Raw genomic sequence first — 20,572 nt, 5'->3', positions numbered from 1 at the left:
TCTCCTCAAGTCCTCAAGTAGCAGCGTCCGGAACGGCGTTGCCCGCGATGCCCGCGTCACCCCACAACAGACCGCCCCGGACCATCATCCCGCCCCCGCGCCGCATCAGTGCGCGGCTTCGTACTCCTTCGCGAACTCCTCGCGTGCCTTCTCGCCGCCCTGGGTCTGCCACTTCTTGTAGACGGCGTCCCAGTCGGACAGCTTCTTGCGGCCCGAGACGATCGCCGTCACGCCGTCCTCGATGACCTGCTGCATGGAAGCGCCCTGCCGGTTGTACGTGTCCGACATCAGGCCCCAGTGGTCGTCCCGGACGAGGTGCGGCACGACCGCCTTCTCCCAGGTGTGCAGCCGCTTGGTCAGGTCGGCGAAGCCGGGGAAGTACAGCGGCTGCGGCGCGTCCATGAGATAGGCGAAGGGGAGGTTCGTGCGGTTCTCGACCAGGCCGAGCGATGTGGGGATCGGGTCGCCGTTCTTGTCGTACTCGAAGTGCGTGCCCTCGACTCCGGAGTGCATCAGCTCGTACTCCTTGGAGCCGAACGGCGATGCCAGCCAGTCCAGGACCCGCAGCATCAGCTTGACGCGGTCCTTGGAGGCCTTCTTGATGACGGTGTAGCCGAAACAGCCGCGGTTCTGCTGGTAGACGGGCGTCGCACCGTCGACCACGTACGGCACGGCGGCGTCCAGCGTGAACTCGTCCTTGATGCCCTGCGCGTTGGAGACGGCGGCGCCCCAGCCGTCCGTCATGGAGCGGACCGTGCCGTTGTAGAACTGCGTCTTCAGGTCGACCTGCGAGATCGAGGTGGCGTCGGAGTTGTACGAGCCCGCCTTGCGCATCTTCGACATGTATTCGAGCGCGGCCCTGAACTCGTCGGTCCCGTACATGTCGGTGACCTTGCCGTTCTTGATCTGCCACTGGTTCGGCGCGCCGTGCCACATCGCGTGGTAGAGGTAGCCGAAATAGCCGACCGACGAGGCGCCGAGCGCGGACTTCTTGTTCCGCGACGCCTCGCGCGCCATCGCCTGGAAGTCGCTCGCCGACATGCCCGGCTTGTAGCCCGCCTTGTCGAACGCCTCGCGGTTGATGAACATCGCGCCCTGCACCTTGGCGCGCTCGATCGGCAGGCCGTAGATGCGCCCGGAGACGCGGCCCATGCCTTCCCAGGCGTACGTGGGGATGTTGGCGAGGTTCGGGTAGTCCTTGACCGCGTCTCCGGAGAGGTGCTCCGAAAGGTCCGCGCACCGCGACTTCACGAACTGCGACTCGCGCGGCAGGACGTACCCGCCACCGAAGTTGATCATGTCGGGCAGGTCGTCGCCGGACATCAGGGTGGACATCTTGGAGCGGAAGTCCGCGTCCGGCACGACCGAGAACTCGACCTCGACCCCGAGGGCCTCGTTCATCGCCTGCCAGAACTTGTTCGATCCGACCGGCTTCGGCGGGGTGCCGTAGGTGATGGTCATGACCTTGATCTTCTGCTTGTCGTTGCCCGGCTTCTCGGCCGTCGCGGCGACCAGCTTCTGCGGGTACTTCGTGAAGCCGGGCTGCACGCCCTCGGCCGTGGGCGCGAGGTCGGGCGTCGGGCCCTTGGCGGGCGTGTACGTCGGCCAGGGCGCCGCCTTCTTGTTGGCGTTGCTGACCGAGCCGCCGCCGTCCGAGCCGGTGGAGCAGGCGGTGAGCAGGGAGGGGGCCGCGACCGCGGCCCCGCCGACGGCTATGGAGCGCAGCAGCGTACGGCGCGACATCGAGGAAGCAGAGGAACCAGAGGGACCAGACACAGTGACAACCTTTCGGGAAGCCGGAGAAGTTGGCTCAGCTCTTGATGGCGCCCGTGAGCACGCCCTTGGTGAAGTACTTCTGCAGGAAGGGGTAGACGATCAGGATCGGCACCGTGGCGATCACCAGGACGGCCATCTGCATCGTCTGCGGCGCCGAGACGTTCGAGGCGTCGCTCAGGCCGGTGTCCGCGATCTGCGAGCCGCCCATGACGTACGTGCGCAGGACCTGCTGGAGCGGCCAGTGGTCGGACTCCAGGTAGATCGAGGCATGGAACCAGGCGTTCCAGTAGCTCACCGCGTAGAAGAGGCCGACCACCGCGAGGGCCGCCTTGGAGAGCGGCAGCACGACCCGCCACAGGATCTGCCAGTCGTTCGCGCCGTCGAGCCGCGCCGCCTCGTACAACTCCTCGGGCACGCCCTGGAAGAAGCCGCGCAGGACGACCAGATTGAACACGTTGATGAGGACGGGGACGATCAGCGCGCTGTAGCTCTCCAGCATCCCCATGCCCTTGACCAGCAGGAACGCGGGGATCATGCCGGGCGGGAAGAGGAACGTGAACAGGATGATCAGCAGGATCGGCTTGCCCCCGTACACCTTGGGGCGGCTCAGCGCGTACGCCAGGAACGTGGTGCACGCGAGGGAGGCGAGGGTGCCGATGACCGTGATGCCGGCGCTGACGCCGAGCGCCTTGGTGACGATGCCGCCCTCGAAGACCTGCTCGTAGGCGCGCAGGGTGGGGTGCGTGGGCCACAGGACCCAGCCGCCGTTGGCGATGACCTCGCGGTTCGAGGCGAAGGACGTCGAGACGATCACGAGGAACGGCACGAAGACCATGACCAGGATGGTGACGATCGCCAGGGCCTTGGCCACCTGGGTGACCGGCTTCGGCTTCTCCATCCAGGAGGGGCGTACGGGGTTTTGCCGCCCGGCACGTATCGCAGTGGATTTCGTGCTCACTTGTAGACCCCCTGCTCGCCGAGGCGATGGGCGACCTTGTTGGCCGCGAAGACGAGAATCGCGCCGACCACGCCCTTGAACAGGCCCGCCGCCGCGGCGTATCCGGTGTCGCCGCCGACGATGCCCTGCCAGAAGACGAAGGTGTCGAGCACCTCACCGGCCTCGGGTCCCACCGACTGCCGTTGCAGCAGCATCTGTTCGAAGCCGACGGAGAGGATGTCGCCGAGCCGCATGATCAGCAGCAGGATGACGACCGGCCGGATCGACGGCAGCGTCACGTGCCAGAAGCGGCGCCAGGGGCCCGCCCCGTCGATGGCGGCGGCCTCGTACTGCTGCTCGTCCACCTGCATCAGCGCGGCGAGGAAAATGATCGTGCCCCAGCCGGCGTCCTTCCAGACGACCTGGGCGACGACGAGCGCCGGGTACGCGTCCGGGTTGCCGATGATGTCGACCGAGTGCAGACCCGCCTGTCCGAGCACGGAGTTGAGCAGGCCGGTGTCGGCGAGCACCTGCTGGAACAGGGCGACGACGATGACCCACGACAGGAAGTGCGGGAGGTAGACCACGGACTGCACGAAGCGCCGTGTGAGGTCCGAGGTCAGGCTGTGCAGGAGCAGGGCCAGGCCGAGCGGGACCGGGAAGAAGAAGACCAGTTGGAGCACCGCGAGGAAGAGCGTGTTCCAGGTCGCGTGCCAGAAGTCCGGGTCGCCGAACATCCGGTCGAAGTTCTCGAGGCCGACCCAGGGGCTGGCCCACAGGCCGTCGAAGGGGACGTACTCCTTGAAGGCGACGGCGTTCCCGATGAACGCGCCGTAGTGGAACACCAGGAAGTACGCGACTCCCGGGGCCATGAGCAGCAGCAGGACTCGCGAGGAGTGAAACCGTTTCCATCGCTCATCACGCTTTGTTTTGTTGCCATTTGGTCGATTGCTGCGCTTGCCGGGCGGCTTCACCGCCTCGGTTTCCGTCCGGTCCTTCAACACCGCTGACACGGCAGCCCCTCCGTTGTCGGAACAAGGTGACCGGAATCTAAAGCGGTTACTAACCCCGGTCAACCCCCTTGACCCCGCGATCTCTTGACCACCGTCCCGACTTCGGCCTAGCCTCCAGGCGCTGTTGGGTAACCGGTTACTACGAGGGATGGTCACGCGTGGCAGACCAGGCAGAGTTGCAGGGCCGACCGAACGCGGCGCTCGCCATGAGCGCGGACGTCGCGGAGCGGGTCTTCGCCCCCGACATCCGTGAACGGCTGGACCGCAGCGTGGAGTTGGCGCCCGCCCTGCTCACCGGGTCACTTACCGGGGCCGATGCGCGCGCGGTTCTCGCCGAGGCGGAGATCCTGGTCACCGGCTGGAACTGCCCGCCCGTCACGGCCGAGGTCCTCGCCCACGCACCTCGGCTCCGCGTCCTCGTGCACGCCGCCGGATCGGTGAAACCCGTGGTGACGGACGCGCTGTGGGACCGGGGCGTGGTGGTCTCGTCGGCGGCCGACGCGAACGCGGGGCCCGTCGTGGCCTACACGCTCGCCGCGATCACCTTCGCGGCGAAGGGCGCGCTGCCGACCGCGGCGCGGTACGCCGACGGATGGCCGCCCTTCGCCGAGCGGACCGGCGCCGACGCGCGCACCATCGGCATCATCGGCGCCTCCCGCATCGGCCGCGGGGTCATCGCGGCGCTGCGCGCGTCCGACGCGGGGTGGCGGGTGCTGCTCAGCGACCCGTACGTCACGCGGGAGGAGGCGGCCGGCCTCGGTGTGGAGCTCGTCGACCTCTCGGAGCTGTGCCGGCGCAGCTCGATCGTCAGCGTCCACGCGCCCCAACTGCCCGAGACGCGCGGCATGGTGAGCGAGGAGATGCTGAAGCTGATCCCCGACGGGGGCACGCTCATCAACACGGCACGCGGCGCGCTGATCGACACGGAGGCGCTGGCCAGGGAGTGCGGGGCGGGGCGCCTGGACGCCTTCCTGGACGTGACGGACCCGGAGCCGCTGCCGTCCGGGCATCCCTTGCTGACGCTCCCGAACGTCCTGGTCACCCCGCATGTCGCCGGGGCGCAGGGGAGTGAGGTGCGGCGGCTGGGGGAGTTCGCGGTGGGGGAGGTGGAGCGGTTTCTGGCGGGGGCGCCTTTGAGGGGGAGACTTGTGCGGGAGGAGCTGGGGCGGTTGGCGTAGGGAGGGTTCTGGTGGGCGAGGTCTTGCCCGCCGCCCATCACCGGCTCCGCCGAGTTCGTCCTCAAACGCCGGACGGGCTGGAAAAGCAGCCCCACCGGCGCTTGAAGAGGCCCCCGCGCAGCGGGTTTCCGGGAAGGGGCGGGATCGGGGAAAGTCACGGTTTCGCGCCCCGCCCCGCGTACGTACCTACGGCTTCGCGCCCCGCGCCGCGTACGCACCTACGGCTTCGCGCCCCGCGCCTTCAGCAAGCCCGTCATCAGCTCGATCTCCGACTCCTGCGACTCCACCATCCCCCGCGCGAGCCGCACCTCCGCCCCCACCTCGCACCGGTCCACACACCCGTCGGCCATGTGGACCCCGCCCTTGTGATGCTTGATCATCAGCTGCAGATAGCGCACCTCGGCGGCCCGCCCGTTCAGCTCGCCGAGCTTCTTCAGCTCCGTGTTCGTCGCCATCCCGGGCATCAGGGCGCCGTCCTCGCCCGGCGGCATGTCCCCCATCCCCATCCACTCCATCGGCGCCTTCTCCGGCACCTTCGGCAGCTCCCACAGGTCGAGCCAGCCGAGCAGCATGCCCCGCTGGTTCGCCTGGGTCTGCGCGATGTCGTACGCGAGGCGGCGGATCTCCTCGTCCTTCGTGCGGTCGCGCACGATGTACGACATCTCCACCGCCTGCTGGTGATGCGTGGCCATGTCCCGGGCGAAGCCCGCGTCGGCCGACTCCGTGGAGGGCGAGGACGCGGCGGACGAGCCGTCCGACGACGCGACGGCGACCGTGATGCCGCCGCCGGCCACGGCCACCGCGGCGGCCGCGCCCACCACCCAGCAGGTACGCCGCCTCACTGGCCCTTGCCACCCGTGCACGCGGCGCCCGGCTCAGGGGTCTGCTTGCCCTGCACGTACGTGGAGAGGAAGGAGGCGACCTTCGGGTCCGACGCGCCGGTCACCGTGCGCTGGTGGCCCCAGGCCGTCAGCATGATCGGGTCCTTCTGGTCCTTGACCGGACTCATCAGCGTGTACGGGGTCTGCTTGACCTTCGCCTCGAGCTTCTTCAGGTCCGCGGCCTTCGCCTTGTCGTTGTACGTCACCCAGACCGCGCCGTGCTCCAGGGAGTGCACGGCATGGCGCTCCGGGAGCTCGTCCTTGTAGACGTCGCCGTTGCAGTTCATCCACACCTGGTCGTGGTCGCCGCCCACCGGCGGGGTCATCGCGTAACTGACGTCCTTGGTGACATGCGTACGGCCCAGCTTCTTCGCGTCCCAGACCTTCTCGCCGTCCGCGGTCGTCTTGAACGTCGGCGCGGACTTCCCGTCGGCGACCGAGTCGGAGTCGTCGGCCTTCTGGAAGAGGAGGACACCGCCCACGGCGAGCGCGGCGACCACCACCGCGCTCAAGGTGATCGTGATGACGCGGCCACGGCGGTCGCGTGCGCGCTCTGCCCGGCGCATCTCCTCTATCCGGGTCTTGCGGGACGAGCTGCTCGTGTTCTTGGCGGAACCCATGATGTGTCCTTCGGCGATACGGCGGTACGACGGAAAGGGCGGGACGCGCGTTGCGGAACAGGGTGGAGCGGTTCGCTGATCGTAATGGGCGAGCCCGGCGGGCTGTAGGGGCAGTCTGAGCCGCCCGCTGTTACGGGCGCGCCGATCAGCAGGCACTATGGGCACAGGGCGGCACATGGCCCGCAACGCGCTCGAAACGGTGTGGTGGGATGCTCATGTGCCCCGCGGTGTCCCCGGACGAGAGCACAGCGCGCCAACAGCGCGAGCACAGCGTGGACGCAGGTGGCCTGACCAGCAAGGATGGGTGGAAGCGGAAGATGGACAAGCAGCAGGAATTCGTGCTCCGGACACTGGAGGAGCGCGACATCCGGTTCGTACGCCTGTGGTTCACGGATGTCCTCGGCTTCCTGAAATCGGTCGCGGTGGCTCCCGCCGAGCTGGAGCAGGCCTTCGACGAGGGCATCGGCTTCGACGGCTCGGCGATCGAGGGATTCGCCCGGGTGTACGAGTCGGACATGATCGCCAAGCCGGACCCGTCGACGTTCCAGGTCCTGCCCTGGCGCGCGGAGGCACCCGGCACCGCCCGCATGTTCTGCGACATCCTCATGCCGGACGGCTCCCCGTCCTTCGCGGACCCGCGGTTCGTCCTCAAGCGCGCCCTGGCGAAGACCTCCGACCTCGGGTTCACCTTCTACACCCACCCCGAGATCGAGTTCTTCCTCCTGAAGGACAAGCCGCTGGACGGCTCGCGGCCCACCCCCGCCGACAACTCCGGCTACTTCGACCACACCCCGCAGAACGTCGGCATGGACTTCCGCCGCCAGGCGATCACCATGCTCGAATCGATGGGGATCTCGGTCGAGTTCAGCCACCACGAGGGCGCGCCGGGCCAGCAGGAGATCGACCTCCGGTACGCGGACGCGCTCTCCACGGCCGACAACATCATGACGTTCCGCCTGGTCATGAAGCAGGTCGCGCTGGAGCAGGGGGTCAACGCGACCTTCATGCCCAAGCCCTTCTCCGAGCACCCGGGCTCGGGCATGCACACGCACCTCTCCCTCTTCGAGGGCGACCGCAACGCCTTCTACGAGTCCGGTTCCGAGTACCAGCTCTCCAAGGTGGGCCGCTCCTTCATCGCGGGCCTCCTGAAGCACGCCGCGGAGATCTCGGCGGTCACCAACCAGTGGGTGAACTCCTACAAGCGCATCTGGGGCGGCTCGGAGCGCACGGCGGGCGCGGGCGGCGAGGCCCCCTCGTACATCTGCTGGGGCCACAACAACCGCAGCGCCCTCATCCGCGTCCCCATGTACAAGCCCGGCAAGACCGGCTCGGCCCGGGTTGAGGTCCGCTCGATCGACTCGGGCGCGAACCCGTACCTGACGTACGCCGTCCTGCTGGCCGCCGGCCTCAAGGGCATCGAGGAGGGCTACGAGCTCCCGCCGGGCGCCGACGACGACGTCTGGGCCCTGAGCGACGCGGAACGCCGCGCGATGGGCATCGAGCCGCTCCCGCAGAACCTGGGCGAGGCGATCGCCCTGATGGAACGCTCGGAACTGGTCGCGGAGACCCTGGGCGAGCACGTGTACGACTTCTTCCTGCGCAACAAGAAGCAGGAATGGGAGGAGTACCGCTCGGAGGTCACCGCGTTCGAGCTGCGGAAGAACCTGCCGGTGCTGTAGGCGCAGGTCAGAGGGGTTCTTAGTGATCTTGCCGAGAGGGCTCACGGTCATCGACCGTGAGCCCTCTCGCCTGTCCGTCTATGGCTGGGACGTCCGTGGGCCGTCAGGTGCGGAGACGGAGTTACGCAAAGCTCTGTCAGCGCAGGCCATGAAGATCTCTACGGCTTCGTTTGTCGCGAGGTGAAGATCGCGGACTTCGCTAGGAATCGCTACCTTGACGGCTCTTGACCTGCAGCGGTCCCCGGTTAACGATGGCTAACAGGGGGCTTGTTCAGGTTGACAACCGTGGGGTCTGGATCAAGCTGCCGCTACATTGGATGAAGTGACCCAGGGGGCAAGAAACTCCAGCCTTCACATGGTCACAGCAGGTAGTGCAGATTGGTCTCCCGACGTGCCGGAGGCCTGACCCCGGGGGCAATCCGGAGCCAGGCCCGTCACGCGGGCGGCGGGCCCGGTCGAGCATCAGACGGCCGGGCCCGCATTCTTGGGCCCTTCCGACCGGTTTCGCAGCTCATCCACCGTTAGAAGAGAAACGGTGCGAGACATCCCGCGATCGTTCCAGCTGCGGCGACAGCATCCAGCGTTAGCTGGATCCACCACCGATGCTGCCGAAACCAGTCCGGCATCTCAGGCTGGTCCATCAACTCACCTCCTGCCTCTCGTAGTCCCTCCTGCTTCGTGAAAACCAGGAGGGGCCCGGAGAGGCATGCTTGTGAGTCCGTAGCGGAGGTTAGCGCGCGGCTCGGTACGTTCTGTTGGTGTGCAGCTATTCGCCAGGGTTCGCCACGCAGAAGAGCTAGGGTCTCTTGCTCACACCTGACTGGAGGGGCTTCGTCGTGCAGCACGCTTGCTGCTTACGTGGTCTTCTGCACGTGACGAAGCGGGAACGGGAGGAGCGCGGGTCAGGGGGCACCGCCTTGGCCACGAAAGAGCCGCAGTCGCGGCTGCCGGGCAACCCGGCAGATGCGACTGCGGCTCTTCGCGCGCTGAGCGCGCCCCGCGGCGGAGCCGCAGATCGATACAGCCCCGCGCCCCTTACGGAGCGCTCACGATCGCCGCACGCAGCGGTGTCTCCGCGCGGACGCGGTACTCCTGGATTGCCCAGCCGTTGCCGTCCGGGTCCTTGAAGTACATGAACGTGCCGCCGTCCTGCGGCGCGTGTGCGACCGGCTCGGAGATCTCCAGGCCGCGTGCGGTCAGCTCGGCGTGGGCCGCCTTCGCGTCGGCGACGCACAGTTGCAGGCCCTGATAGGAGCCGGGGGCCGGGGTCGGGCCGTCCATCGTGTCCCAGAGGGTGTCGGCGAGGGCGATGGAACAGCCGGAACCCGGCGGGGTCAGCTGGACGATGCGCATGCCCGGCATGACCTCCGTGTCGATGTCGACGTGGAAACCGAGCTTGTCGCGGTAGAACTCCTTGGCCCGGTCGACGTCACTGACGGGAAGCGGGATCACCTCGAGTGTGTATTCCATGGGCCGAGTACATCAGGGCCAGGGGCCCTTGTCAGCGCTCCGCCACACCCCCGTGTCACCGCTCTGAAAGCGGAGTTGGGGCCTCCTGCACCGACCAGCCGTTGCCGTCCGGATCACGGAAGAAACAGAAGCCGTTCCAGGTGCCTCCCGTCCCCTCCGCCCAGCCTTCGGGGCCCAGGTGCAGGACCGGTGTGACGTCCACGCCGCGCTCCGCGAGCTCGGCCCGCGCGGCCACGACGTCCGTGACGCACAGCTGCAGGCCGTGCAGCGAACCCGGCGTCATCTCCGACGCCCCGGGCGCGGGCGGCATGCCGGTCGTCATGGCGAACGAGCAGCGTGAGCCGGGCGGCGTGAACTGCATGACGCGCACGCCTGGGGCGACCACGCTGTCCAGATCCGCCTTGAAGCCGCACTTGTGCTCGTAGAAGTCCTTGGCGCGGTCCATGTCGGTGACAGGGACGAGCACCACTTCGAGTGTCCAGTCCATCAGATGGCCCCCTCGTGGGTCATGTGAAGCTCCAGCGCGTCTGGCTGAACGGTTCGCCCTTGCCGAAGCCGAAAGCGGTACGGGGGGCCACCTCGAAGACGTACGCGTGGCCCGGGCCGTGGTGGAAGCAGCCGTCCCGCACCTCGTAGTGCCAGAAGCTGCCGTACTTGTCCTCCCAGGCCGTCGCGAGGCGCCGCAGCCTGTCCTCGTCGGTGATGCGGACCGCGGTCCCCTCGACGACCAGGTCATGACCCTTGTCCCACAGGTTGACGCCCGTGGTCAGGACGGTCTCGGGGTTGGCCGCGAGGTTCCGTGCCTTGCGCTCCTCGGGGCCCGTGCAGAAGTGCAGCGCGCCGTCCAGCCAGACCGCGGGCAGCGGAGTGACGTGCGGGCGCCCGTCAGGGCGCACGGTCGAGATCCAGAAGAGCTCGGCCGCCCTGAGCTGCCGCACGGCGTCGGCCCACGGGGTCGCCGCGGCCCCGGCGCTGCTGTACCGAGCATCCAGTTCCGTACGGGGGTCCTTGCTGGGCATGGTCCGCCTCCCTGGCGCTGCCATAGACGCTTCCTTCCAAGTACGGACCGTGCAGGCGGGCAGAACTCATCGGTCAGGCCGTAGGCTCGGGCCAGGATGATCGAACGGAGGCGCGGGGATGACGGTGCCGCAAGGGCGCAGAAGCAGTACGTTCACGCGGCTGCTGCGGCATGGTTTCACCGATCCGTCCGCGGCCGAGCGGCTGCTGGCCGCCCCCGAGCTGTCCGCGGTGCGGACCGACCCTGTGCTCCTCGACGCCCTCGGCGCCACCGCCGACCCCGACCTTGCGCTCCTGGGCCTCGTACGCCTGGTCGAGGGCCAGCCCGACGACACCAGCCGCCAGGAGCTGCTCGACACCCTGGTCAGCGCCAAGCCGCTGCGTGACCGGCTGCTCGGCGTGCTCGGCGCCTCCGAGGCCCTCGCCGATCACCTGGCCCGCCACCCCAGCGACTGGCAGGCCCTGGTCACCTACGAACTGGCCGACCTGCACCCCGGCGTCGAGGAGTTCGAGCGCGGCCTCGCCGACGCCACCGACCCCGTCTCGCTGCGCGTCTCCTACCGCCGCTGCCTGCTCGCCATAGCGGCACGTGACGTCTGCGGCACCACCGACCTGCCCGAGGCGGCCGCCGAGCTCGCGGACCTGGCGACGGCGACCCTGCGCGCCGCGCTCGCCATGGCCGAGCAGGCGGCGCCGGAGGACGCCGCGCTGTGCAGGCTCGCGGTCATCGCGATGGGCAAGTGCGGCGGACACGAGCTGAATTACGTGTCGGACGTCGACGTCATCTTCGTCGGCGAGCCCGCGGAGGGGCCAGGCGGTGCGGACGCCGCCGACGAGGCCAAGGCGCTGCAGGCCGCCACCCGGCTCGCCTCGCACATGATGCGGATCTGCTCGGAGACCACGGTCGAGGGCACCATTTGGCCGGTCGACGCCAACCTCCGCCCGGAGGGCCGCAACGGCCCCTTGGTGCGCACCCTCAGCAGCCACCTCGCCTACTACCAGCGCTGGGCCAAGACCTGGGAGTTCCAGGCGCTGCTCAAGGCCCGTCCGGTCGCCGGTGACCTGGCTCTCGGCGCGGAGTACGTCGAGACCCTCGCGCCCCTGGTCTGGCACGCGGCCGAGCGCGACAACTTCGTGCCCGACGTGCAGAAGATGCGCCGCCGGGTCGTGGAGAACATCCCGGCGGGTGAGGTCGACCGCGAGCTGAAGCTCGGCCCCGGCGGGCTGCGGGACGTCGAATTCGCCGTACAGCTCCTGCAGTTGGTGCACGGTCGCGGGGACACCTCGATCCGCAGCGGCTCGACCCTGGCGGCCCTGGAGGCGCTCGCGGCCGGCGGTTACGTGGGGCGGGTGGACGCGGTCCAGCTCGACGACGCCTACCGCTTCCTGCGGTCCCTGGAGCACCGCATCCAGCTCTTCAAGCTGCGGCGCACCCATCTGATCCCGGAGGACGACGCGGACCTGCGGCGCATCGGCCGCTCCCTGGGCATGCGCACGGAGCCGATCACCGAGCTGAACCGCGCCTGGAAACGGCACACTTCCGTCGTGCGCCGCCTGCACGAGAAGCTCTTCTACCGCCCGCTCCTGGACGCCGTGGCCCAACTCGCCCCCGTAGAGACCAGGTTGAGCACGGAAGCGGCACGCGAGCGCCTCGTCGCCCTCGGCTACCACGACCCCGCTGCCGCCCTGCGCCACCTGGAGGCCCTGGCATCGGGTGTCACCCGCAAGGCCGCCATCCAGCGCACCCTGCTCCCGGTGCTCCTCGGCTGGTTCGCGGACTCGGCGGACCCCGACGCGGGCCTCCTGAACTTCCGCAAGGTCTCCGACGCGCTCGGCAAGACCCCCTGGTACCTGCGGCTCCTGCGCGACGAGGGAGCGGCGGCCGAGAACCTGGCCCGCGTCCTGTCCGCGGGCCGCCTCGCCCCCGACCTGCTGATGCGCGCCCCCGAAGCGGTGGCCCTGCTCGGCGACCAGCGCGGCCTCGAACCGCGCGACCACGCCCACCTGGAGCAGGAGGTCCTGGCCGCGGTGGGCCGCGCGGACGGCGCCGAACAGGCCGTGACGGCGGCGCGCGGCGTCCGGCGCCGCGAACTGTTCCGCACGGTGGCGGCGGACATCATCGGCTCGTACGGCACGGAGGAGAGCCCCGCGGCGGACGATCCCGGGGCCCTGCTCGACCGGGTGGGCGACGGGGTCTCCGACCTCACGGCGGCCACGATCGCGGGGACCCTGCGCGCCGTGGTCCGCGAGGGCTGGGGCGACACGCTGCCGGTGCGGTTCGCCGTGATCGGCATGGGCCGCTTCGGCGGCCACGAACTGAGCTACGGCTCGGACGCGGACGTCCTGTTCGTCCACGAGCCGCGCGAGGGTGTCAGCGACCACGAGGCGGCGAAGGCGGCCTCGCAGGTCGTCTCCGAGATGCGCAGGCTGCTTCAACTCCCCAGCTCCGACCCGCCGTTGCTGATCGACGCGGATCTGCGCCCGGAGGGCAAGACCGGCCCCCTGGTGCGCACCCTGGCCTCGTACGAGGCCTACTACCGCCGCTGGTCACTGGTCTGGGAGTCACAGGCGCTGCTGCGGGCCGAGCCGGTCGCGGGCGACGCCGATCTCGGCCGTGCCTTCATCGAGCTCATCGACCCGCTGCGCTACCCCGCGGAGGGCCTCGGCGACGACGCCGTACGCGAGATCCGCCGGCTGAAGGCCCGCATGGAGGCGGAACGCATGCCGCGCGGCGCCGACCCCACCCTGCACACCAAGCTGGGCCGCGGCGGCCTCTCCGACGTCGAGTGGACCGTCCAGCTCATGCAGCTGACCCACGGCTGGGTCGAACCGGGCCTGCGCACGACCCGCACCCGCGAGGCCCTCGCCGCTGCCTGCGCGGCCGAGCTGATCCCGACCGAGGAGGCGGCGATCCTGGACGAGGCGTGGGTCCTGGCCGCCCGGGTGCGCAACGCGGTGATGCTGGTGCGCGGCCGGGCCGGGGACACGTTCCCCTCCGACGGGCGGGAGCTGGCGGCGGTCGGCCGGTACCTGGGCTACGACCCCGGCCATGTGGGAGACATGCTCGACGACTACCGAAGGACGACCCGCAGGGCACGGGCCGTGATGGAGGAGAGGTTCTACGGGGCGTAGGAGGCCCGCTCAGGACTTGAAACGGGTCCTGAGTCCGGCCAGCAGGAGCGGCGACCCGTCGTCGTCCCGCGGCGCCACCTCACGCGGCAGCTTGTGCGGCATCGCCCCGTACCACGCCCAGGCCACCGCGAGGCCGAACGCCAGGCAGATCATGCCGCCCACCGCGTCCAGCCAGAAGTGGTTGGCGGTGGCCACGATCACGATGAGGGTCGCCGTGGGGTAGAGCAGGCCGAGGATCTTCGCCCACGGAGCCGAGGCAAGGGCGAAGATCGTCAGTCCGCACCACAGGGACCAGCCGATGTGCATCGACGGCATCGCCGCGTACTGGTTCGACATGTGCTTGAGGTCGCCGGAGGCCATGGAGCCCCAGGTCTGGTGGACCAGGACCGTGTCGATGAAATCCTGGCCGTTCATCAGGCGCGGGGGAGCCAGCGGATACAGGTAGTAACCGAGCAGGGCCACCGCCGTGGTCGCGAAGAGCACCGTGCGCGTGGCCGCGTAGCGCCCCGGATGACTGCGGAACAGCCAGACCAGGACACCGAGAGTCACCACGAAGTGCAGCGTCGCGTAGTAGTAGTTCATGCCGACGATGAGCCATGTCGCGGAGTTCACCGCGTGGTTGACGCTCTGCTCCACGGCGATCCCGAGGTGCTGCTCCGCCTGCCAGATCCAGTCGGCGTTGCGCAGGGCCTGCGACTTCTGTTCCGGCACCGCGTTGCGGATCAGGGAGTACGTCCAGTAACTCACCGCGATCAGCAGGATCTCGAACCAGAGCCGGGGGCGCCGGGGAGTGCGAAGACGGCGCAGGAAAGTCCGCCCATTGCGGTCCTCCTGCTCGCCCGCGATGGGTGATGTGGTGGGCCGCTGCTGGCCTTCCAGTGTCGTCACAGTCATCTCACCCATAGGCACAGAGTCTGCCAGATACCGACCCTCCGACCGATCATCCCAAGGTCTGGTTCGGGCCGCATTCTCTACGCCCTACGGACGACTGCGTCCCCGAGGGGCCGAGGCGGTTGAACCTCGAACCACCAGCTCCGGCATGAAGACGAATTCGCTGTGCGGGGCGGGAGTGCCACCGATCTCCTCCAGGAGTGTACGGACCGCCGCCTGCCCCATCGACGGAACGGGCTTGCGCACCGTGGTCAGGGGCGGATCGGTGAACGCGATCAGCGGGGAATCGTCGAATCCCACCACCGATATGTCGTCCGGGACCTCGAAGCCGCGCTGCCGTGCCGTCCGTATCGCCCCCAGAGCCATCATGTCGCTCGCGCACACCACGGCCGTACAGCCGCGGTCGAGCAGGGCGGACGCCGCGGCCTGGCCGCCCTCCAGCGTGTACAGCGAGTGCTGAACCAGCTCCGTCTCGATCTCCTCGGGGGTCAGTGCCAGCTGGTCCTGCACCGTGCGTACGAAGCCCTCGATCTTCCGCTGTACGGGAACGAACCGCTTGGGGCCGAGGGCGAGTCCGATGCGTGTATGACCCAGGGAGACGAGGTGGGTGACCGCGAGGCGCATCGCCGCCCGGTCGTCCGGCGAGATGAAGGGGGCCTGCACCTTGGGGGAGAAGCCGTCCACGAGCACGAACGGCACGCCCTGCGCGCGCAGCTGCTCGTAGCGCTGCATGTCGGCGGAGGTGTCCGCGTGCAGGCCCGAGACGAAGATGATGCCGGAGACGCCGCGGTCCACGAGCATCTCCGTCAGCTCGTCCTCCGTGGAACCGCCCGGTGTCTGGGTGGCGAGGACCGGCGTGAAGCCCTGCCGGGTCAGGGCCTGCCCGATGACCTGGGCGAGCGCGGGGAATATCGGGTTCTCCAGCTCCGGCGTGATCAGCCCGATCAGACCCGCGCTGCGCTGGCGAAGGCGCACCGGGCGTTCGTAGCCGAGCACGTCGAGCGCGGCAAGCACTGACTGACGGGTGGCCCCGGCGACGCCGGGCTTGCCGTTGAGCACCCGGCTGACCGTCGCCTCGCTGACCCCCGCCTGCGCTGCGATGTCGGCCAGTCGCGCGGTCACAGGATTGGACTGTACCGGTCACATCTCAGGCTGCCCACCAGACCGTTGAATCCGCGGGCAGGATCGTCGCGTCGGCGCCGGGGGTCACGTCGGCGCTCGACAGGAGCAGGGTGCCGGGGGTGGGGACGGTGACGGGACCGGCCGTGAGGTTCACCGTGCAGACCACCGCACCGCGCGAGGACACACGGCGGAAGGACAGGACGCCCTCGGGGGCTTCGAGCCACTCCACGTCGCGGCCCGCGCCGAGCGCCGGGTGCTCGCGGCGCGCGGCGAGCGCACGGCGGTAGAACTCCAGCGTCGACGAGGGGTCGCCCTCCTGCGCCTCGACCGAGAGGTCCTTCCAGCTCGCGGGCTGCGGTAGCCAGCTCGGGCCGCCCTCGACAGGGCCGAAGCCGAAGGGCGCCCGCTGCCCGGACCAGGGCAGCGGCACCCGGCAGCCGTCCCGCGTCCCGTCCTGCCCCGTGCTGCGGAAGAACGCCGGGTCCTGGCGCACCTCGTCCGGCAGTTCGGTCACCTCGGGCAGGCCGAGCTCCTCGCCCTGGTAGATGTACGCCGAGCCGGGCAGGGCCAGCATCAGGAGCGTGGCGGCTCTCGCCCGGCGCAGGCCCCGCGCCGCGTCGCCGTCCGCGAAGCGGGTGGAGTGCCGTACGACGTCGTGGTTGGACAGGACCCAGGTGGCGGGCGCCCCCACGGCGTTCATCGCGACGAGGGAGCGGTCGATGACGGAGCGCAGCGCGTCCGCGTCCCAACCGGTCGTCAGATACTCGAAGTTGAACGCCTGGTGCAGCTCACCGGGGCGCAGATACCGCGCGCTGCGCTCCACCGTAGGCGTCCACGCCTCGGCGACGGCGATGCGCCCGCCCGTCGCCCGCCCCCGCCCTTCCAAGGAATGCCCTTCGGGCCCAGACCCGATTTCCGCGTACGCGTCGAGGATTTCCCGCCAGTCGCGGTAGATCTCGTGCACGCCGTCCTGGTCGAAGTAGGGGACGGCCTGCTTGCCGAGGAGCCGTACCTGCTGCTCGTGGCCGATGTCGGGCAGCCCCGCGGCCTTGACCAGGCCGTGCGCCACGTCGATGCGGAAACCGTCGATGCCGAGGTCGAGCCAGTAGCGCAGGATGGAGCGGAACTCGTCGCGCACCGCCGGGTGGTCCCAGTTGAAGTCGGGCTGCTCGGGCGCGAAGAGGTGGAGGTACCACTCGCCGTCCGCGACCCGCGTCCAGGCCGGCCCGCCGAAGACGGACTCCCAGTCGTTGGGTGGCAGTTGGCCCTCGTCGCCCTTCCCGGGCCGGAAGTGGAAACGCTCGCGCAGCGACGACCCCTTGCCCTCGCGCACCGCCTGCTTGAACCACTCGTGCTGGTCCGAGCAGTGGTTGGGCACCAGGTCGACGATCACCCGCAGCCCGAGCGCGTGCGCTTCCCGTACGAGGTCGTCGGCGTCCGGCAGGGCCCCGAACATGGGGTCCACCGCGCGGTAGTCGGCCACGTCGTACCCTGCGTCGGCCTGCGGCGAGGCGTAGAAGGGGGAGAGCCAGACGGCGTCCACGCCGAGCCGGTGCAGGTGGGGGAGGCGGGCCGTGACGCCCGGCAGGTCGCCCATGCCGTCGCCGTTCCCGTCGGCGAAGCTGCGCGGGTACACCTGGTAGATGACGGCATCGCGCCACCACTCGTGGCGCGCGGAGCCGTCGGCCGTGGCGTCTGCGGGAAGGGCGGCGGTGACGTGCTGGGTCATGAAGTCCTCGGGAGTACGGGGGCGGGCGGCACTTGGTTGAACGCCGCGCGGAAGGCGAAGGTCACGAGGATGTCCTCCTCACCGGTGGTGTGCTGTCCGGGCGGCGCGCGGTCCGCCCCGCCGGAGAGGCGCAGGGCCGCTACCGCGAACTGCTGAGGACGCGGGCGACCGGCCCCGCCATCGGCCTCCGCACGACGAGGGACACGCGGTGGACACGGTGGATGCCGGTCCGCTCGCTGCCGGGCGTCGCGAAGAACGGCCGGGCGTGCTCTCACGCCCTTCCCGCAGGCCGAAGCCAGAAATTCTACTGTCAGGCACGTCGCGCGTGCGGCCGGTTCACCGACCTCCACCGGACCGGGTCGTACTGCCGCCGTCTTCTCCCGGCGCGTGCGGCAGCGCGCTAACTTGATGAGGCAGGCACGAGTGGGCCTGCGCCGTTTTGCGCCGGAGGGCTGTCCCGCGTGAGCGTCAAGGGCAAAACAGTGAACACAGTCAGCACGGTCCTGGTGGTCGACGACGCACCCGCCAGCAGGTACGCGCTGAGCGCCGTCCTGCGCAGGGACGGCCACCGTGTGCTGCTCGCCGCGAGCGCGAGCGAGGCGCTGATCGAGCTCGACGTGCGGATGCGGGCAGGGGACCTGCCGGACGTCGCGCTCGTCGACGTGGGCCTGCCCGACATGAGCGGCTACGAACTGTGCCGCCGCATCAAACAGTTGCCGCCCATCGCGAGCCTGCCCGTCGTCCACTTCTCGGCGGCGGCCCGCCCGCCGGCCGACCGGTGCCGGGGGCTCGACGCGGGCGGCGAGTCCTATCTGACGGTGCCCGCCGAGCCCGAGGAGATCCAGGCGGTCGTCCGGGCCGCCGCGCGCGGGGCCCGCTCCCGCAGCGACGCCCAGCTCCGGGCCGGGCGCCTGGCGTTGCTCGCCGGGACGATCCTGTCCGTGCAGACCGCCCGGTGCCTGGGCGAGCTGGCGGACGCGGCGGCCACCGGCACGGAGCGGCTGACCGAGACTCCCGCGACGGTGTTCGTGCTCGGCGGGGACGGCGAGATCCACCGGGGGCTCTCCCGGCGCAGAGCCGCCGCGCTGCTGCCGGACCATGAGGCGCACGAGGCGGTGGCCCGGCTGATGCGGCGCGTCATGTCGGGGCGTACGGGCGTGCGGCAGACGGTCGTACCGGCTCCGCTGTGGCCGGCCGGCTTCTTCCGCTCGGTGGGGGGCGCCGGGCAGTGGGGCGACGGGGCGCCGGAGGAGGCCGCCCTCGTCCTGGCCCGGCTGAGCGAGGGGCGCACGCTGGTGTGCCTCGCGACGCCCGCGTACCGCGAAGGACTCTCCGACGAGACGGAGCACCTCGTCGAGCGGCTCGCCCACGCCACCGCGCTGGCCGCGGAACCCCTGGTGAGGTACGAGGAGGAGCGCCACGTCGCGCTGACCCTCCAGCGCAGCTTCCTGCCGTCGAAGCTGCCGGAGCTGCCCGGCACGGATGTCGTCGTCCGCTATGAACCCGCCTCGCGCCAGGCGGAGATCGGCGGTGATTTCTACGCGGCGCTTCCTACCCCCGGCGGCGTCCTGACCGGCATCGGTGACGTCGTCGGACACTCGCTCGAAGCGGCCACCGTGATGGTCGAGATCCGGCACGCGCTGCGCGCCTACTGCGTCGAGGACCCCGATCCCGGCGCGCTCGCCGGACGCCTCGACCAGATGCTGCAGCACTACCACCCGGGCGTGACGGCCACCATGTGCCTGAGCCTGATCGAACCGGCCACCGGACACGTCAGGATCGCCAACGCCGGGCACATCCCGCCGCTCGTGGTGCGCGACGACGGCACGGCCGGGTACGTCGACGTGCGGGGGCCGCTGCTCGGCCTCGGCCTCGACCGGCCGAAGCCGAGCGAGTTGGTCCTGTGCCGGACCGAGCGCCTGCTGATGGTCACGGACGGGCTCATCGAGACGCGGGGCATGGATCTCGCGGTGTCGATGGAGCAGTTGCGGATCGCGGCGGCGGGCGCGCCGCGGGGCGTCGCCGACCTGTGCGACACGCTCCTCGCGTGCTTCGGCCACGAACGCGAGGACGACATCGCGCTCCTCGCGCTGCGCAGGACGGACTGACCTGGCGCCGCGCGGCCGTCCTGAGGTGAACCGTCGAATTGACCGCCGCAAGGATCTGTACCCGCATGCCTACCCGTCAGTACATTGACGCCATGTCTAATACGCAGAGCCGGGAGCCGAAGCCCCAAGCGTTCGAGCACATACCGCTCAAGGCACGCAAGGTCTCCTTCTCCTGGGAGGACACCCCGCTGCACTGGGTGCCGGGCGACCCTTTCGCCACGCACACGATCAACGTGCTGCACCTGCTTCTCCCGGCGGGCGAACGCTGGTTCGTCCACGTCTACAAGCAGGTCCTGCCGTACATCCGGGACGACCGGCTCCGCGCGGACGTGATCGGCTTCATCGGCCAGGAGGCCATGCACGCGCAGGCCCACGACGAGGTCCTGCCGCACCTCAAGGAGCAGGGCCTCGACCCCACGCCCTACACCGCCCAGGTCGACTGGCTCTTCGAGAAGATGCTCGGCGACCGGACGCTGCCGCCCGGCAAGGCCCGCAAGTGGTGGCTGATGGAGCGCGTCGCGATGATCGCCGCCATCGAGCACTACACCGCCTTCCTCGGCAACTGGGTCCTGAACGCGGACGAGCTGGACCGCAGGGGCGCCGACCCGACCATGCTGGACCTGCTGCGCTGGCACGGCGCCGAAGAGGTCGAACACCGCTCCGTCGCCTTCGAGCTCTTCATGCACGTCGACGGCAGCTACCGCCGCCGCGCCCGCACCTGGGCCACCGCCTTCACCGCCCTGGTCTTCCTCTGGCAGCGCGGCGCGCGCTTCTTCATGGAGAACGACCCGACCCTCATCGGCGGCAAGGCCTCCTTCAAGGACTTCTACCAGGGCGGCAAGCAGGGCACGCTGCCCACCACACCGGACATGATCCGCTCCATCCCCCGCTATCTGAGCCGCTCCTACCACCCCTCCCACGAGGGCAGCACCGCCCAGGCCGTCGCCTATCTCGCCTCGTCCCCGGCCGCCACCGCCGCCGAAGCCGCGACCCAATCGCTGCCGAAGGGAGCACGCTGA

General features: G+C 69.8%; 16 protein-coding genes. 5 read left to right on the top strand and 11 right to left on the bottom strand.

Annotation, left to right across the window (positions count from 1 at the left end):
* Positions 1–105: 105 nt before the first annotated feature.
* From ACWFRU_RS01745 to ACWFRU_RS01735, 3 genes are all read right to left on the bottom strand, one after another.
* Positions 106–1,743, bottom strand: a complete 1,638-nt coding sequence (locus ACWFRU_RS01745; protein ID WP_453683756.1) for an extracellular solute-binding protein — start codon at positions 1,741–1,743, stop codon at positions 106–108.
* A 67-nt stretch (positions 1,744–1,810) separates the two neighbouring features.
* Positions 1,811–2,674, bottom strand: a complete 864-nt coding sequence (locus ACWFRU_RS01740; protein ID WP_453683755.1) for a carbohydrate ABC transporter permease — start codon at positions 2,672–2,674, stop codon at positions 1,811–1,813.
* Between the two features lie 56 nt (positions 2,675–2,730).
* Positions 2,731–3,585: an ABC transporter permease gene (locus ACWFRU_RS01735; RefSeq protein ID WP_135336256.1), complete on the bottom strand. Its 855-nt coding sequence runs from the start codon at positions 3,583–3,585 to the stop codon at positions 2,731–2,733.
* A gap of 347 nt (positions 3,586–3,932) precedes the next feature.
* Between ACWFRU_RS01735 and ACWFRU_RS01730 the strand changes: the two genes are divergently transcribed.
* Positions 3,933–4,904 carry a hydroxyacid dehydrogenase gene (locus tag ACWFRU_RS01730; RefSeq protein WP_453684479.1) on the top strand — a complete coding sequence of 324 codons (972 nt, stop codon included), beginning with the start codon at positions 3,933–3,935 and terminating at the stop codon, positions 4,902–4,904.
* 218 nt (positions 4,905–5,122) lie between these two features.
* On the opposite strand, the gene ACWFRU_RS01725 is transcribed toward ACWFRU_RS01730, so the two are convergent.
* Together ACWFRU_RS01725 and ACWFRU_RS01720 are read right to left on the bottom strand one after the other, a co-directional pair.
* A complete protein-coding gene (locus ACWFRU_RS01725; RefSeq protein ID WP_453683754.1) occupies positions 5,123–5,746 on the bottom strand; it encodes a DUF305 domain-containing protein in 624 nt (207 codons plus the stop codon).
* On the bottom strand, positions 5,743–6,405 hold the full coding sequence (locus ACWFRU_RS01720; protein ID WP_453683753.1) for a DUF3105 domain-containing protein: 663 nt from the start codon (positions 6,403–6,405) through the stop codon (positions 5,743–5,745). The genes ACWFRU_RS01725 and ACWFRU_RS01720 overlap by 4 nt, the downstream gene beginning before the upstream one ends.
* 317 nt (positions 6,406–6,722) lie before the next feature.
* On the opposite strand from ACWFRU_RS01720, the gene ACWFRU_RS01715 reads away from it, so the two are divergent.
* Positions 6,723–8,084, top strand: coding sequence for a glutamine synthetase family protein (locus tag ACWFRU_RS01715; RefSeq protein ID WP_190081258.1), 1,362 nt, complete (start codon positions 6,723–6,725; stop codon positions 8,082–8,084).
* Positions 8,085–9,119: 1,035 nt separating this feature from the next.
* Here ACWFRU_RS01715 and ACWFRU_RS01710 read toward each other — a convergent pair.
* Genes ACWFRU_RS01710 through ACWFRU_RS01700 form a run of 3 tightly spaced genes read right to left on the bottom strand, consistent with a single transcriptional unit; the run spans position 9,120 to position 10,573 of the window.
* On the bottom strand, positions 9,120–9,554 hold the full coding sequence (locus tag ACWFRU_RS01710) for a VOC family protein (protein WP_365852552.1): 435 nt from the start codon (positions 9,552–9,554) through the stop codon (positions 9,120–9,122).
* Between the two features lie 55 nt (positions 9,555–9,609).
* Complete coding sequence (locus ACWFRU_RS01705) at positions 9,610–10,041, bottom strand: VOC family protein (protein ID WP_453683752.1); 432 nt, start codon at positions 10,039–10,041, stop codon at positions 9,610–9,612.
* Positions 10,042–10,060: 19 nt separating this feature from the next.
* On the bottom strand, positions 10,061–10,573 hold the full coding sequence (locus ACWFRU_RS01700) for a pyridoxamine 5'-phosphate oxidase family protein (protein ID WP_453683751.1): 513 nt from the start codon (positions 10,571–10,573) through the stop codon (positions 10,061–10,063).
* 118 nt (positions 10,574–10,691) lie between these two features.
* On the opposite strand from ACWFRU_RS01700, the gene ACWFRU_RS01695 reads away from it, so the two are divergent.
* Entirely contained in the window at positions 10,692–13,703 is a 3,012-nt protein-coding gene (locus ACWFRU_RS01695) for a bifunctional [glutamine synthetase] adenylyltransferase/[glutamine synthetase]-adenylyl-L-tyrosine phosphorylase (RefSeq protein ID WP_453683750.1), read from the top strand.
* 9 nt (positions 13,704–13,712) lie between these two features.
* Here ACWFRU_RS01695 and ACWFRU_RS01690 read toward each other — a convergent pair whose 3' ends face one another.
* From ACWFRU_RS01690 to ACWFRU_RS01680, 3 genes are all read right to left on the bottom strand, one after another.
* Positions 13,713–14,606 carry a phosphatase PAP2 family protein gene (locus ACWFRU_RS01690; protein ID WP_453683749.1) on the bottom strand — a complete coding sequence of 298 codons (894 nt, stop codon included), beginning with the start codon at positions 14,604–14,606 and terminating at the stop codon, positions 13,713–13,715.
* Positions 14,607–14,681: 75 nt separating this feature from the next.
* Positions 14,682–15,716: a LacI family DNA-binding transcriptional regulator gene (locus ACWFRU_RS01685; RefSeq protein ID WP_453683748.1), complete on the bottom strand. Its 1,035-nt coding sequence runs from the start codon at positions 15,714–15,716 to the stop codon at positions 14,682–14,684.
* 25 nt (positions 15,717–15,741) lie between these two features.
* The gene (locus ACWFRU_RS01680; protein ID WP_453683747.1) at positions 15,742–17,445 is read right to left on the bottom strand and encodes a glycoside hydrolase family 13 protein; all 1,704 of its coding nucleotides are present in this window, start codon (positions 17,443–17,445) and stop codon (positions 15,742–15,744) included.
* A gap of 482 nt (positions 17,446–17,927) precedes the next feature.
* Between ACWFRU_RS01680 and ACWFRU_RS01675 the strand changes: the two genes are divergently transcribed.
* A complete protein-coding gene (locus tag ACWFRU_RS01675; RefSeq protein WP_453683746.1) occupies positions 17,928–19,553 on the top strand; it encodes a SpoIIE family protein phosphatase in 1,626 nt (541 codons plus the stop codon).
* A gap of 92 nt (positions 19,554–19,645) precedes the next feature.
* Positions 19,646–20,572 (top strand): metal-dependent hydrolase, encoded by a 927-nt coding sequence (locus ACWFRU_RS01670; RefSeq protein WP_453683745.1) that lies wholly within the window; start codon positions 19,646–19,648, stop codon positions 20,570–20,572.

Source organism: Streptomyces sp. NPDC055099 (assembly GCF_053607685.1).
The sequence above is the reverse complement of the archived record's forward strand: the minus strand, read 5'-3'. Positions and strand labels throughout refer to the sequence as shown.